At 58.4% G+C, this 15,380-nt stretch carries 10 protein-coding genes; 3 read left to right on the plus strand and 7 right to left on the minus strand.

Annotated elements, in window-relative coordinates:
• Window positions 1–63 precede the first annotated feature (63 nt).
• Window positions 64–855, plus strand: a complete 792-nt coding sequence (gene fliR, locus ACZ495_RS10685; protein WP_464262251.1) for a flagellar biosynthetic protein FliR — start codon at window positions 64–66, stop codon at window positions 853–855.
• A 259-nt stretch (window positions 856–1,114) separates the two neighbouring features.
• Here fliR and gltX read toward each other — a convergent pair whose 3' ends face one another.
• Window positions 1,115–2,506 (minus strand): glutamate--tRNA ligase, encoded by a 1,392-nt coding sequence (gene gltX, locus ACZ495_RS10690; RefSeq protein WP_296985764.1) that lies wholly within the window; start codon window positions 2,504–2,506, stop codon window positions 1,115–1,117.
• 235 nt (window positions 2,507–2,741) lie between these two features.
• Window positions 2,742–4,742 carry a hybrid sensor histidine kinase/response regulator gene (locus tag ACZ495_RS10695; protein ID WP_464262252.1) on the minus strand — a complete coding sequence of 667 codons (2,001 nt, stop codon included), beginning with the start codon at window positions 4,740–4,742 and terminating at the stop codon, window positions 2,742–2,744.
• Between the two features lie 246 nt (window positions 4,743–4,988).
• On the opposite strand from ACZ495_RS10695, the gene argB reads away from it, so the two are divergent.
• A complete protein-coding gene (gene argB / locus ACZ495_RS10700; protein ID WP_464262253.1) occupies window positions 4,989–5,771 on the plus strand; it encodes an acetylglutamate kinase in 783 nt (260 codons plus the stop codon).
• 115 nt (window positions 5,772–5,886) lie between these two features.
• Here argB and ACZ495_RS10705 read toward each other — a convergent pair whose 3' ends face one another.
• From ACZ495_RS10705 to zraS, 4 genes are all read right to left on the minus strand, one after another.
• Entirely contained in the window at window positions 5,887–7,344 is a 1,458-nt protein-coding gene (locus tag ACZ495_RS10705; RefSeq protein ID WP_012623839.1) for an EAL domain-containing protein, read from the minus strand.
• Between the two features lie 134 nt (window positions 7,345–7,478).
• Complete coding sequence (locus ACZ495_RS10710; RefSeq protein ID WP_012623838.1) at window positions 7,479–8,084, minus strand: HD domain-containing protein; 606 nt, start codon at window positions 8,082–8,084, stop codon at window positions 7,479–7,481.
• Between the two features lie 223 nt (window positions 8,085–8,307).
• A complete protein-coding gene (locus tag ACZ495_RS10715; protein WP_012623837.1) occupies window positions 8,308–9,681 on the minus strand; it encodes a sigma-54-dependent transcriptional regulator in 1,374 nt (457 codons plus the stop codon).
• Between the two features lie 58 nt (window positions 9,682–9,739).
• Complete coding sequence (gene zraS / locus ACZ495_RS10720; protein ID WP_256233720.1) at window positions 9,740–11,287, minus strand: two-component system sensor histidine kinase ZraS; 1,548 nt, start codon at window positions 11,285–11,287, stop codon at window positions 9,740–9,742.
• Between the two features lie 158 nt (window positions 11,288–11,445).
• Here zraS and ACZ495_RS10725 point away from each other — a divergent pair, with 158 nt between their 5' ends.
• Window positions 11,446–11,901 (plus strand): periplasmic heavy metal sensor, encoded by a 456-nt coding sequence (locus ACZ495_RS10725; RefSeq protein WP_012623835.1) that lies wholly within the window; start codon window positions 11,446–11,448, stop codon window positions 11,899–11,901.
• A gap of 1,296 nt (window positions 11,902–13,197) precedes the next feature.
• Here ACZ495_RS10725 and ACZ495_RS10730 read toward each other — a convergent pair.
• Window positions 13,198–15,288 (minus strand): methyl-accepting chemotaxis protein, encoded by a 2,091-nt coding sequence (locus tag ACZ495_RS10730; RefSeq protein WP_464262254.1) that lies wholly within the window; start codon window positions 15,286–15,288, stop codon window positions 13,198–13,200.
• Window positions 15,289–15,380: the final 92 nt, after the last annotated feature.

Raw genomic sequence — 15,380 nt, forward strand, 5'->3', positions numbered from 1 at the left:
TTCTGACGCGCCCGATACATAACAGGCTGTTCTTTTTGGCAACCATTTTGCAAGTTTCCCGGTATGGACGTGTTCGGATATAATCAGGCCGAGGTTTTAAGCCTCATATTGACCATGATGCGGGTAAGTATCGTCATGTTCATGCTGCCTGTTTTTTCCACAAACAACATCCCCATTCAAGTCAAAGCCGCCGTCACCCTTGTATTCACACTGGGTGTATGGCCGCATCTGGCCCTGCCGGGCAGCTACATGCCCGCGCACCCCTTTGATCTGGTGCTCATGGTTCTGGGCGAAGCCGTGCTGGGCCTTGTGCTGGGCATGGCCGTCAATTTTCTGTTCATGGGCATTCAGGCCGGGGGAGAACTGCTGGGCTTTCAGATGGGCTTTACCATGATCAACTTTGCAGACCCGCTTACCGGAAACCAGACCGGCATCACGGCGTTTTTTCTCTGGATGGTGTCGCTGCTGACCTTTCTTTCCCTGGACGGGCATCTGTACATGATCAAGGGCTTTGCGGCATCGTTCAAGATCGTGCCGCCGGGGGCGCTGTTCATAGGGTCCAACATCCTGTGGCAGATACTGCATCTGGCCGCACAGATGTTTGTGCTGGCCCTGCAAATTGCGGCTCCCGTCATGGTGGCGCTTTTTATGGTTGAGGTGGCGCTGGGCCTTGTGGCCCGCACATCACCCCAGATACATATTATGGAGTTCGGCTTTCCGGCCAAGATCGGCGTAGGATTTTTCTTTGTGGGCCTGCTGCTCGTCATCATGGCCGACCATGTGGAAACATTCATTCTGGGGCTGGACGGTCTGTTCACCAACCTGCTGCGCTCCATGAGCACACTGTATCAGTAGGATTGGCATCACCCGGACGGGATCGGCATGCCCTGCTCCCCGATGCGCCGACGTCTGGGACCTGCGCGCCATGCAGCCTCAAAGATTGGCCCCGACTGCTCCGCACCGCATGGGGGCTGTTCACGCCGGTTCAAGGCATTCTCAAAACAGTGCTGGTCCGAAGCGTCAGAGCAATGTAAAAGTTAAATTGCTCTAAAAAAAGGACGCCCTGATGTGGACGTCCTCTCTTGCTCCGGCGCAATACAGTCTGAATGGATGCCTACCCCGCAGCTTTCTCCAGGCGGGCCAGGGTTTCATCCCTGCCCAGAAAGGCCATGATCTCGTTCAGGTGCGAGCCGCCCATAAAGCCCATAAGGGCAGTACGCAAAGGCGGGGCCACCTCCTTGAACTTGAGGCCGTTGTCCGCCACATAGGCGTTAAGGGCAGCCTCAAGGTTTTCGGCCGTAAAGGGGGCACAGGCGGCAAATACGGCAGCCAGGGCAGTCAGATGAGCCTTGCCTGCTTCCGCCAGGTGTTTGGCGGCGTCCTTTTCGGCGTATTCAAGCTCCGCCGCAGGAACAAGCAGGGGGCGGAAGCTTTCGGCCAGGGCCTTGAGGTTGTTGGCGCGTTCACGGAACATGGCGCACAACGGTTCCAGGCGTTCCTGCGGCAGGTTGCCAAGGCCCGCCTGCTCCACAAAGGGCGCAGTAAGCGCGGCCAGCTCCGCCAGGGGCATTTCGCGCATAAAGTGGGCATTGCACCATTCGAGCTTGGTCGGGTCAAAGGCTGCGGCCGCAGGATTGAGGTTGGTGCCGTCGAAGTATTCCACCAGTTCTTCCGGGGTGAACAGCTCCTGATTGCCGTGGGACCAGCCCAGACGCACAAGGTAGTTCACAAGGGCCTGCGGCAGCAGGCCATCCTGCTGGTATTCGATAACAGCGCGCGCGCCGTGGCGCTTTGAAAGCTTCTGGCGGTCAGGACCAAGAATCATCGGTACATGGCCGAAGCGCGGCACGGACAGGCCCAGAGCCTCATAAATAAGAATCTGGCGCGGCGTATTGGATACATGATCATCGCCACGGATGACGTGGGTTATGCCCATGTCATGATCGTCCACCACCACGGCCATATTATACGTGGGCATGCCGTCAGCGCGGCGGATGACCATGTCGTCCAGTTCGCCCACATCCACGGCAATCTTGCCCTTGACCAGGTCGTCAAAAACAACCTTGCCCGACAGCGGCGCCTTGAGGCGCACGCAATGCCCTTCGCCCGGTCCCAGGTCGCGGTTGCGGCAACAGCCGTTATAGCGCGGCTTGAGTCCCTTCGCGCGGGCTTCTTCACGCATGGCCTCCACTGTCTCGGGGGTGCAGGAGCACCAGTAGGCGTGGCCGTTTTCCAGCAGTTTATCCACATAGGCGTTGTAGATGTCGGTACGCTGCGTCTGATAGGTCAGCTCACCGTCCCAGTCCAGCCCGAGCCAGCGCATGGAAGCTAGGATGGAGTCGGTATACTCCTGCTTTGAGCGCAAAAGATCGGTGTCTTCTATGCGCAGATGAAAGCGGCCGTTGAAGTGACGGGCCAGAAGCCAGCAGAAAATGGCCGTGCGCGCACCGCCTATATGCAGGTGTCCCGTGGGGCTTGGGGCGAATCGTGTAACCACTTGCGTCATGTTGTCATCCTTGGAGCAGATTGGTTTTAACTTTCTACGAAAGAAATTTTTTTGCCGTGCCGGTTCCGACGCTGCGTCGCGCGGGCTGCCTGAGCCTGTGCGGCTTTGCACTCGCTGCCGGGGCGCGCCGGAAATACTGGCGCATACAGGGCGGGCGCGTGCAGGCCAGGTACATGCCGTCCGGCTACAACGGCAGACACACAGCGGCGCAGGGGCGGCAGGCGCCGCACAGACATCACCCGAGCCTCACCTCGCAGGGGCAGGCAAGGCGCTTGAGCGTGAGCGTGAGTTCGCGCACATCGACCGGCTTGGTCAGGTGGGCGTTCATGCCAGCCTGAAGGCTGCGCTCCGCATCTCCCCGCATGGCATAGGCTGTCATGGCAACAATGGGAACCGTAGACGCTTCGGGCCGGCTGTCGGCCCTGATCTCGCGCGTGGCGGTGTAGCCGTCCATTACGGGCATCTGCACGTCCATAAGGATAAGGTCTATATCCCCGGCGTGCGCCCGCCACGCCTCAAGCGCTTCCTGCCCATTGCTCACGGCCGTGCACTGCACGCCCATGCCGCTTAACAGCACTTCCATAATCTCGCGGTTTATATCACCGTCTTCAGCCATGAGCACCCGCAGCCCCCGCAGGCAGCCGGGCTGCTCTTCCGGTCCCGCCCCTGCCATGTCAGGAGCAAAAATATCATCGCGGCCCACGCCGAAAGGCAGCTCCACCCGGAATACGCTGCCTTTGCCCGGTGCGCTTTGCACATGTATCCGGCCGCCCATCAGCTCTACCAGACGACGGCACAGGGCAAGACCAAGGCCGGTGCCGCCGAAGCGGCGCGTGATGGACGTGTCTGCCTGGGAAAACGGCGTAAAAATGCGTTCCTGCTCTTCCTCGCTCATGCCGATGCCTTCATCGCTCACCAGGCATGCGAGGGTAACGCTATTGCCCTCGCGGTGCAAAAGCTGCAGATCCACGCGCACCAAGCCGCGCTCTGAAAACTTGATGGCATTGCCACCCAGATTCAGCAGTATCTGCCGCAGGCGCAGAGCGTCGCCCACCAGCGTCTGGGGAATATCGGGATCGATATGACTTTCAAGAACACAGTTCTTGTGCTGGGTGCGCGGGCGCAACAGGGCAAGCACCGCCTCCATCTCATTGACAGGCTGAAACGGCAGGGCCTCCAGATCCATATGATTGGCTTCTATCTTGGAAAAATCCAGGAGATCATTGATAATATCCAGCAAGGATTCGCAGGTGGAATGGATCTTTTCCACATAGTCCCGCTGCTGCGGACTGAGATCTGTATTGAGCACCAGATGGGCCATGCCCATAATACCGTTCATGGGCGTACGTATTTCGTGGCTCATGTTGGCAAGAAAGATGCTTTTGGCCGCATTGGCCGCCTCGGCGCTTTCCTTGGCCTCGCGCAGCATGCATTCATGCTGGCGCTGCTTCGTCACATCGTGCACATACCCGGTGATGCGGGGTTCATCCTGCGTGCCCACCACTTCGTAGGCCACCACAAACCAGCACAGGCCGCGCCAAGGGTGGCTCACGCGCAGTTCCAAATGCTCCTGGAAGCCCAGGGTCCAGCCTTCGGCCCGGCAGAGATTGCGCCAGCGGTGGCGGTCTTCGGGCAGGATGCATTTTTCCACGGCCACGAGCCGTTCCGCGGCGTCCGCGCTTTCACGCAGGCCAAACTGCTCGTAAAAAACCTCGTTGCACGAAAATTCCGGCCTGCCGTTTTTACGGCCCAGTTCGAACACGCCGAGCCAACCCAGGCGGCACGCCAGCGAAAGTCGTGAAAGGCTCTCGCGCAGGGCATTATGCGCCGCGTGCAGCTCGCTGATATCCTGATGGAAACCGGTAATACGCAATACCGGATCATCGGCAGAAGACACGCGCCGGCCCCCGCAGCGCACGTGCATTGCCCCCATGCCGGGATGGCAGTAGGCGTAGCGGATTTCACGCATGGAGGCATCATCTTTAAACGCCGCCAGGCTGTCCCGGATGAGGGGCAGGTCGCGGCTGTCCACATGACGAAGCCAGAACGCCGCACACGCTTCGGGGTCCAGCCCCTCAGGCACACCCAACAAACGGCGCATGCCCTCATTGGTGAACATGGCGGTCCTTTCCGTGCGCGTGTCATATGAAATGGCCCACAGCCCAACACTGGCCGCCGCCATCGCCTCGCGTCCCCAGGAAAGTTCTTCGTCAAAAATTCGCCGCGCCTCTAACAATATACTGCCTCCAGAGCTGGCGTGCAGGCTAGCGCTTTTATGCCCGCAAGACAATGCCGTTCTGTAAAGGCCGGATGTCTCCAGCCTGTGTTGCGCAACATGCCGGCATGAAGACAAAACCGCATTGATTTTGTCGCGCATTTGCCACCCGGCGCGCTTGCGTGCCGCATGGCGGAATGGTAATTTTGGCAGTCATCAGACACATTATAGAGCGATGCCTCACGCGGCCGCAAACAAGGAATACGCATGAACAACGCCACGGTTGTCATCAAATATGGCGGACACGCCATGGACAAGCCCGACCTGTGCACAGCTTTTGCTACAGACCTCGCCCAGCTTTCGGCCCAGAATATGGGCTTTGTCGTCGTACACGGCGGCGGACCGCAGATTTCCGCCCTGCTGCAACGCCTGAGTATTGAAAGCCGCTTTGAAAACGGCCTGCGCGTTACCGACCAACCCACTATGAAAGCAGTAGAAATGGTGCTATGCGGCCAGGTAAACAAGGCCGTGGTGGCCTCTCTGGCCGCGCACGGCGTGCGCAGCGCCGGAATTTCCGGCCGGGACGGCAACCTTTTGCGCGCCGCCATAAAAAACCCCGCACTGGGCCTTGTAGGCGAAGTGGAAGCTGTGGACCCGGCCCTGCCCCGTTGCCTGCTTGAAGCGGGCTTTGTACCCGTAGTCGCCCCGGTGGCCGGAGGTGCAGACGGGCAGGCACTGAACATCAATGCCGACACTGCCGCCGGAGCGCTGGCCGGGGCGCTGGCCGCAGACTACTTCGTGCTTATTTCCGACGTGCCGGGCGTACTGGATGCCGAGGGCAGGCTCATCCCCGCCCTGACGCGCAAAGAGATAGAAAAACTGTGCGCTGAAGGCGTTATCACGGGCGGCATGATCCCCAAGGTGGAATCCTGCCTGCACGCCCTGGACTCGGGCTGCCGCCGCGCGCTCATCCTGGACGGGCGGGCGCCTTCAAGCCTGCGCCGCTATCTGCTGGATGACGCCCCCCTGGGAACCGTGGTCATCGGCTGATCCGTGCCGCGCCTGGCGCGGCACGCCTGAAACAGAAGCCCTTGGGCGGTCTTTTGCCATCCGCGCCGCTTGCGGCGCGGATATTCTTTTGCATGGCCTGCCCGCGGCTGCGCCCTCAGCGTACGCCGCCCTGCGGAGGATTGAGCGTGGCCCCGCCTTCCATGAGTGCTTCAAAGTCCTGACACGACATGGGGCGGGCATAAAAAAATCCCTGCGCCTGGATGCCGCCAAAACCGAGAAGAAAATTGCGCTGCGTGGCGTTTTCCACCCCTTCGCACAACACTTCCATATGCAGGTCACCGGAAAGACTGATGATACTGCTGATGATGCTTTTGTTGACCGACGCTATTTCACCGGAACCAAGCAGACTTCTGTCAATCTTTATGACATCGAAAGGCACTTCCTTGAGCACATTGAGGCTTGAATAGCCCGCGCCGAAATCGTCAAGCCAGATGGAATACCCATACTGCTTGAACTGGCGCACGCTGTCGCGTATTTCTGTAAGGTTTTTGATAAAAACGCTTTCAGTTATCTCCAGTCCCACATGCCGCGGTTCAAGACCGTGCGCGCAGACCAGGGCATGAAATTCTTCGGCAAAGGCAGGATTTTTAAAATTTTCGCGGGAAATATTGACGGTTACGGGAACAAACGGTCTGCCCGTATCAAGACATTGCCGCAGGTAGCGGCAAACCTGCTCGTAAACGAGAAAATCCAGGCTGATGATGTCGCCCGACTCTTCAAGCAGAGGCACAAAACTGGCGGGCATGATATCCCTGCCGTCAGGAGTGCGCATTCTTGCCAGGGCCTCGGCCCCCACCACTGCGCCGGTGGCAATATCTATTTGCGGTTGCAGCAGAAAGAAAACGCCGCCGCATTCCAGCGACTTGATCACGTCTTCATACAGGCTCTGCCGCTGCAGGCGGCGCACTTCCATCGCATCGGTAAAAATTCCCCCGCGGGAGCGCAGGGTGGGCTTGAGCGCGCGCCGCGCCTGGTCCGCCCGGCTTACGTGCGGGTGCAGGCTGGCGGGCGTACCTTCTACAGGGCAGACCCCTCCCACAAAGGCCAGATGGCTGCGTGGGTGCAGATTGCGCTTTTTTGCAAGAAACAGTTCGCCCTTGGCCACAATCTTTCCGGCTGCGACTTCAAGGCTCGTTCCCTCGGGAACCGTAAAAAGCATGGTAAACTGGTCCGCAAAAATGCGGCTGGCGCACACATAGCAATCCAGGTGCCGCAAAAATGCGGCAAAGGCGCGCAACATGCTGTTGCCCGCCTGCTCGCCGTAAAGACGGTTGAGCACCTGAAAACCCTGCATATCCGCATGCAGAACAGCAAATCGCCGTCCCGTCAGATCTGAACGCACAACCCGCAGGGCTTCTTGCAAAAAAGATTCAAACTGCAAAAGCCATGTGGTGCGGTCATACTGCTCCATACAACCCAGCAGGCGCCGTATCCGGCAGCTTTCCCGACTTTTGAGGTCCAGTTCGGGAAAAAAGGACTCCACGCCCCAGTCGCCGGAAAGCCGCATGTACCCCCCGGCGCGGTCTTCCGTTCCATCCCCCAGAAAATGCATGCCTCCCCCTTTCTACGGCCCGGCGAGAAGACGCCACAACGGCATTTTCCTACAATTCTGGACAGAACGAAACTAGCGTATATTTGAATATTTTGTAAAGTGATTTCTATGGGTTGTCGAAACGCGTATCAGTATCATTCCCGGCCGCGGCGAATCCACCAGTCCTTCTCTACCCGGCCGTACCACCAACGGTTATGGTCCGTGCGCAACACAACTTCCGCCAGTTCACGGGCAGCGGGACTGCGCAGCCGCTTGACGGTACTTTCAAGCCATTGCCCGGCAAAAGCGTTGCCCTTGTCCAGCTCCACTTTAAGATTGCATATAAGGTCAAGCTGGTCAGCATCGTGGGCCAGCATGGCTTCAGGGCTTGTGTTCTCTGCCAGCTCATCCCAGAGGGGCAGCACGTCGTCCTCAAGGCCCGTGCCTGCAACACAGTCTTCCAGAGCGCGGCGGGGCTGGCATTGCGCATAACGGTGATTCACATAATTGAGGTCGCCGGTGCGCGCCTCATGCAGATCGTGAAAAAGGCAAAGGAACGTCACTTTTGCCGGATCAACGCCACTCATGCGGGCCAATGCATAGCCCATAACGCTGACCCGGTAAGAATGCTCGGCCACGTTTTCTTTACCGGAACCGAGGAAGGCGTATCCCGTGCGCGGAGTATGGCGCAGCATTCCCACTTCATTAAAAAAATCTGCCAGGCGTTCCAGCCTTTTCTGATCCGGCGTATCGTCCGGCATATCCTTGCTGTTCATATTTTTAGCGTGTGTATTGCTCATGCTGCTTCCGGTATGGGGTTGACGGCCCAGGCGGCACAAATACGCTGTCCCAGGGCCTGCTGAAAATATGTGGCCGCCCGGCACACCGCAGCACCAATGCGAAAAAAGCTCTCGCAAAGGCCGGATCAGCGCAGTGCGGGCAGCAACAAGGACGGCGTCAGCGCTGGTTCACGGCAACACCGCGTTATTCAAGCTCGTACTTGCGCAGCTTGTTGTGCAGGGTGGCGCGGGTAATGCCCAGGCGGCGCGCGGCCTCACTCTTGTTATCGCCGGTCTGGCGCAGGGTTTCCTCAATGACCCGGCGCTCCACCTCATCCAGGGGCAGACCCGCCAGAGAAAGATCCGCTTCTGCCGGAGCTTCCGCCGGAGCTTCTGCCGCCGCAACGGTTTCAGACAGCACAGAGGGCAGTTCGCGCGCGGTGATAAGGTCGCCGGTGCAGAGAATAACAGCCCGCTCCACGGCATTTTCCAGTTCGCGCACATTGCCCGGCCAGGAATGCCGCAGCATGATGTCAAGCGCCTGCGCGGAAAACCCGCGCACGGCCTTGCGGTTACGACTGGCAAAATTTTCCAGAAAATATGCCGCCAGCACAGGAATGTCTTCTGCCCTTTCACGCAGGGGCGGCACTTCAACACTGATGACATTCAGGCGGAAAAACAGGTCTTCGCGAAAACGCCTGTGCGCCACCTCATGCCGCAGGTCACGGTTGGTGGCGGCCAGTACGCGCACATCCACAGTGAGCTGCGTGTCAGAGCCTACGCGCTGCACCTCACCCTGCTGCAGGGCACGCAGCAGCTTGGCCTGAAGCGAAAGGGGCATCTCACCCACTTCGTCCAGAAAGAGCGTGCCGCCGTGCGCCTGGGCAAAGCGCCCCTCGCGACGGCGCTCCGCACCGGTGAACGAGCCTTTTTCATGCCCGAACAATTCTGATTCCAGCAGGTTTTCCGCCAGAGCCGCACAGTTGACGGTAACAAGGGGTTTATCGGCGCGCAGGCTTTTGCCGTGCAGGGCGCGGGCCACCAGCTCCTTGCCGGTTCCCGACTCGCCGGTAATGAGCACCGTGGCTTCGGTGGGGGCCACGGTATCCATGATTTCCTGCATGGCGCGAATGGCCGGACTGCGGCCGATAATGCCGGGCATGGCCGCCGCGTGACTCAACTGACGGCGCAGTTCGCGATTTTCGACACTCAGGCGCGAACGCTCAATGCCTTGCTGCAAGGAATGCTTCAGGCTTTCAAAGTCCAGAGGCTTGACCAGATAGTCATACGCCCCCAGGCGCAAAGCCTCCACGGCTGTTTCCACCGAGGAATACGCCGTCATGAGAATGACAGGCAGCGCGGGATTATATGCAAGAATCCCCTTGAGCGCGTGTATGCCGTTCATGCGCGCCATGCGCACGTCGGTCAGCACGGCGTCAAAGGCCTTTTCCCGTACAAGAGCCACCGCCTCATCGCCGTCGGCAGCCTCCTCCACCACATAGTCCCAGGAACGAAGCATGGTTCGCAGCATACCGCGGTGCGCGTCGTCATCGTCCACTACAAGAATGCTGTTCTTCACCCTGATAATCCTCCTGACCAGCCGGGTCGCAGCCATTTGCCGCGCGCAGCCCGGTGAATCACAGACGCTTTCTCTTTCTGCGTTCCACAAAAGGCGGTGTTGCCGGAGGCGCCTCCGGCAGCCAGATTCGAAAGATGGTTTCGCCCGCCGCGCCGGACTGCGCCTGACGGGAAGTAACGCTGATCTCGCCGTTATGCGCCTCCACGATCTTGTGGACCATGGCCAGCCCAAGACCGGTTCCTTGCCCCTTGGTCGTGAAGTAGGGGTCAAAGACATGCGGCAACTGCCGGGGAACAATCCCCACGCCCGTATCCCGCACCATAAGACATACGCCTTTTTTATGCCACGTCACGGCAAAGGTGAGCCGTCCGCCCTCCGGCATGGCGTCCAGCGCGTTGAGGCAAAGATTCAGCAGGGCCTGCCCCATACGTTCCGGATCGACCATAGCCAGCGGTACGCCCGGGGCCACCCGGCATTCCACCTCAACACCGCGCTTTTCTGCATCCTGCCGGATAAGGCGCATAACGTGTTCCACCACATCGGCAAGACGCCCGGGCCGGGGGCAGACATCGCTCGGCCGTGAAAGGCCGATAAGATCCATAATGACGCGGTTGAGCCTGTCGACCTCGCTAACCATCACATTGGCCGCGGCGCGGTCTTCGCTGCCCTCAGGAAAGCGCTGGCCGAAATAGGTGGCATAACCCTTAATGGAACTCAAGGGATTGCGGATCTCGTGAGCCACCCCGGCGGCCAGATTGCCCACAGCAGCCAGCTTTTCCTTGCGGCGCACCTCGGCTTCAAGACGGCGCACCTCGACTTCGGCCTTGCGTTGCTGCTGGCGCGATTCGCGCGCCCGTTCGGCATAATACAGCGCCAACAGACAGGCCAGACCCACCAGAAGGGTCACGGACGAAAGCATGGCCACATAGTCCCGGTTCTGGCTGCGCGTGATTTCAAAAGGCGAAATCTCCAGCCCGAGAAAAATGATCGGCACAGGATAGCCTCTGGGCATGTCGGCCATGCCGGGGGAAAACTGGCGGTACACCACAAAAACGCGCTGCCCCTCCATTTGCATGATGCCCCATTGGGCCAGCATGCCCGGGTTCAGGTCACGCATACGGGTCTCGTCCATCTCCCTGTCTTCAACTTTCAGTATTTCTCCAAGGCGCACACGGTTGCTGTGCGCCACAATAATGCCGTCAGGCATGGTTACGGAAACAAAAACAATGCCTGGGCTTGCCGCCATTTCTTCCAGCAGCACCTGCAGGCGCACGCCCGCCTCGCTGCGCATGCCGGAGCGCAAAATGCTTTCAAAGGCAATAATGAGGGAAGAGCCTTTTTCCGCGAGCAATCGGGCCATGGCAGCCTCGCTGCGCTCGATGGATATATAGGCCAGCAGACTGATCATGAGAGCCAGCACAAGGGCCGCGCCGCCCATAAGCAAGCCGAGGGGCGTACGTGAAACGCCCCGCATCCCCTTCATGGATGCGTAAAGCTCAAGTCCTCCCCAACCCTGGGGCGGCTCTTTCCGGCTTTCGCCGTCCGGGTTGTTGTGTGCCGAGGTCATGCCTGTGCTTATAGCGTCATGCGCGCGCAGTGTCATCATGCACCGGGCGGAGGCCATAAAAAAAGTTGCATGATTTTTGCAAATGCATAAGATGCAGAACGTGCGTTGTCACGGCAACGCTTCTGCCGTTTCCGGCCTGAATATACGGCGTCTGACGTTGCCGACGCCACAGATGCAAGATCAGGAACCATTGTGCCATGCGAAAGACTTCTTTCTTACTGACCTTTCTGTGCGGCATGCTGCTGCCCGCGCATTCTCCCGCGCAAAACCAGCAGGGCGAGGCACTTCCCCCTCCTGCAATGCGCACGGCCATGAGCACGCAGGACGTGTGGCTGGATTACCTGCCGCCAAGCCAGCGCATGAAGGCCCAGCTCATTATGGAAGAGTACCGCCCCAAGGTGCGGGACTTGCGGCAGCGTATTTTCTCCAAAAAAAGCGAACTGGAAGAACTCAGCTATAACCGCAACACATCGCCTGACACCCTGCCCCGCCTTGGCCGCGAACTGCAGGTGCTGCGCGACGAATTGCAGGCCCTGCTCATTCACGCGGACCAGCGCATGCGACGTGAAGTGGGTATTCCCCTGGGGACCCTTGCCAGCAGGGGATGCAGCATGGAGTTCACCTCAAAAGACACCATAGAAGGAGTCCAATAGCGTCTTCAGCCTTATGCCTGCCGCTCTCTTCACCTCATCCTCCCCCATTCGCCTGTCCTCTCCCTGCCTCACGTCTCCGGCTGCCTTTGGAGCATTCCGCTAGCTTCAGTTGCACGACGCAATCAGCGCATAAAAATCATACTTCTGATTAAATTTTATACATAGCCTGAATACACCTGTATAAAAAAAATACAGGCGCCGTAGGCGCTGTGCCCAAAACCAGAAAAAAATAAATACTTTTAATTCAATATATTAACTGAAAAACATCGCACAACTCTCTTTTGGCACACCAATTGCTAATCTTTATACAAGACTACGGAAATGGAATAGAGACATACAAAAACAAATAATGTTTCAAACAAGACCGTATTCACATTATAAAAATTTAATATGGTTCCAGTAGCGCACAAATCGGCTTCCAACTCCGGCCTGCCAGTACAGGCATACACCGGAAAGTGCATAGGCGAAGCGGCAGAAAAGCGCCAAGGCTGTATAAACAAGATTTCGGCTGTGCGCGACGCCGCCACGGAACGGCAGACATAAAGAAACTGTTGAGTCCAGGCCACAAGAAAACGCCCTGTGGCGGGGTAAACCCGCAAGAGTTTCCGCTCTGGAAAAGCCGGGCGGGAAGCAGCAAAGCCGCACAAAACGGCAATGCGTCGCCAACCCAGCCAACCCGCCGACGGGCGGTAACGATATATGGAAAAACCAGCAAACTTTCCGCATGCCCTCCGCCCCCATTGAGGACATCCGGATCCCCCCCCCGAAAACCTCCTCCTTTGAACAAAACCTCTAACCATCGGAACATCCTCCCTCTCTCGGCCGCCGGTTGCCCCCGGCGGCCGCCTCTCTTTATGGAGCATATTACCTTTGAGAATATCGCTCCTCAAAGGTCAAGACACGCCCGTCACGGCGCCTGCCAGTGCAGATAAACGACTCACGCACCCGTCAGAGCAGTTTCAAGGTAACATTACGTGAAGCCTGAAAAACACCCTGGCCCGGGCGCACAGCCTGCCCCTGAAACCTGTCCCGAAATCCGCGCATGAAGGCCAGGGGCTTGCTCTCCGTACGGGCAATGCTCACGCGCCATACGCATCCACGCCGCCCTGGAAAATATTTTGCCCGGCTCCGCGCCAGCCTGCCTGGCGGCTTCAGGCCGGCTTGCCTGATGTGGCCGGCTTGCCAGCGACCATTACGTTTTTTATGGCAAAAAAAGCCCCCGCGCCTGAACGCGGGGGCTTTTAGCTATGCTCTTGCAATGCCCTGCCCAACGGCGTACCGGGCCATGCCCGGGCGCTAACCGAGCTTCATCTGTGCGATGAGATTCTTGAGCGTGTGCGCCTGAGCCGCCAGTTCGGCCACAGCCTGCGTGGCCTCGGCCATAGCCACAGCACTTTGCCGCGACATCTCGTTCACCTGCACAATGCTCTGATTGATTTCATCACTGGCGGCTGACTGCTCTTCACTGGCGGTGGCTATAGCATTGACCTGATCCGACGTGCCTTCCACAGTAGCCACGATTTCCCGCAAGGCCTGGCCAGACTCGCTGGCGTAATTTGTGGCCTGCGCGATCTGGTTTACGGCATTGTCTGCCGAACTCATACTTTTTGCCGTACTGTTCTGTATGGCCTGGATAGCCGCACTGACATCATGGGTGGAAGCCATAGTTTTTTCAGCCAGCTTGCGTACTTCATCGGCCACCACCGCAAAACCCCTTCCGGCATCACCGGCGCGGGCGGCTTCAATGGCCGCGTTGAGCGCCAGCAGATTGGTCTGGTCTGCGATATCTGAAATGACATTCATGATGCGCGTAATGCTCTGAGCATGATCGCCAAGCTCGGCCATATCGCTTTTCAGCTCTTCCGACACATGCCGTACCGCCTCTATACTGCGTACGGCCTGTTCTACAATCTGGGCGCCGGCATGGGCCTTTTCCTTGGTTTCTCTTGATGCCGACGAAGCAGCCGCCGCATTATGCGCCACTTCCTGAACTGTGGCATTCATCTGGTTCATGGCCGTAGCCGCCTCGGAAAGACGCTGGGATGATTCGGCGGCACTGCGGTCGGACTGTTCAATCTGGGCAGAAAGCTGTGTAGACGCGGAAGAAATAATCCCCGCCACGGCTTCCAGTTGCCCGGCGGCGGCCAGCATGCCCTCCTGCCGGGCGTTTTCCGCCTGTTTACGCGCCTCCTGGGCCTCTCCCATGGCTTCTTCGGCTTCTGTTTTGGCAATCTCAGCCTGGTGATTCTTTTCCTCGCTTTCGCTAAACAGACTGCGCAGCTTGCCTACCATACCCTGAATGCCCTGCGAAAGGCCGCCTATCTCGTCACCGCGTCTGGCTGCCTGTGCCAGCTCCGTTTCTTCCTGCGGTGAAGGATTGAAGTTCCCCCCGGCAACGGCCTGCACATAGTTTTCACCGGCCTTGATGGAACGCGCAATACCCCGGGCCACAACGATGATGATGCAGCCGACCACGAGAATAGCGACACCGCCCATAAGCATATTTTCTTTCAGAAGATTTTTGGCGGGTTCCAGCAGTTCGTCTCTGTCGCCCACCAGCACCACGTGCCAGTTGCTTTCCGGCATGTGCCGATAATAGGCCACCATTTCGGTATCGTTATGATCGTAAACCACCCGGCCGTTGCCGTTGCCCAGAGCCGCCCTGACATGAGGCTGATTGCTGCCGTCAGTGCCGATCAGGCTCTTGTCGGGGTGCATGAGCACCCTGCCCTCGCTGTCATAAACCGCGCAAAAACCGTCTTTTCCGATCTTTATGGTATCCGTGGTCCCGGCGCTCAGGCGGGGCAGGCTCATATAGGCATAGAGCACACCTTGGGTTTTGCCGTCCTTCATGACCGGAGTCGTAACTATGGTGGCGAGTTCTCCTGTATGGTTGGGCAGGTTCTCGATGCCCATGCTGCCCTGAAGGGCCACGTTCACAGACCTGCGATCACCCATACCCCGCCCAACAAGATCCCGGCTGGTGTGGGCGATGACCCTGCCGTCAAGGTCAAGCAGGCCGGCTCCATCCACTATGCCGAAGTGCTCCGTAAGGTCATCAAGGACGTTCTGCACGTCTTCTGATCCATAAGATGCCGGCTCGCCGTCGTAGACAACCTCAAGAACGGACTGTGAAGAACCGCGGCGGAGCAAGGCATTTTTAACGTGATTGGACTCGGCGCTGGTCTTCATGAGACCGCGCGTCATTTGCTGCACAGTGGCAAGGCCATGCACCTGCTTGTCGATAACCGTATTCAGCTCATGCGCTATCTGCTGTGTCAGTGATGTCTCCGCCCGCCAATAGCTGAAAACGCAAACCGCGGTCAGCCCCAGCATGGACGGAACCAAAATGTTGAGCATCATTTTGCTCATGATTCCCATTTTCATATACAGCCCCTTTGAACTCGTAAGTCTTGTGGATTAACAGCCAAAAACACAGCCTGTTCAGGCCTGTGAGAGGTCAGTGGCAGAGGAGTGGA

This window comes from Desulfovibrio sp. GTC20076, from assembly GCF_055385905.1.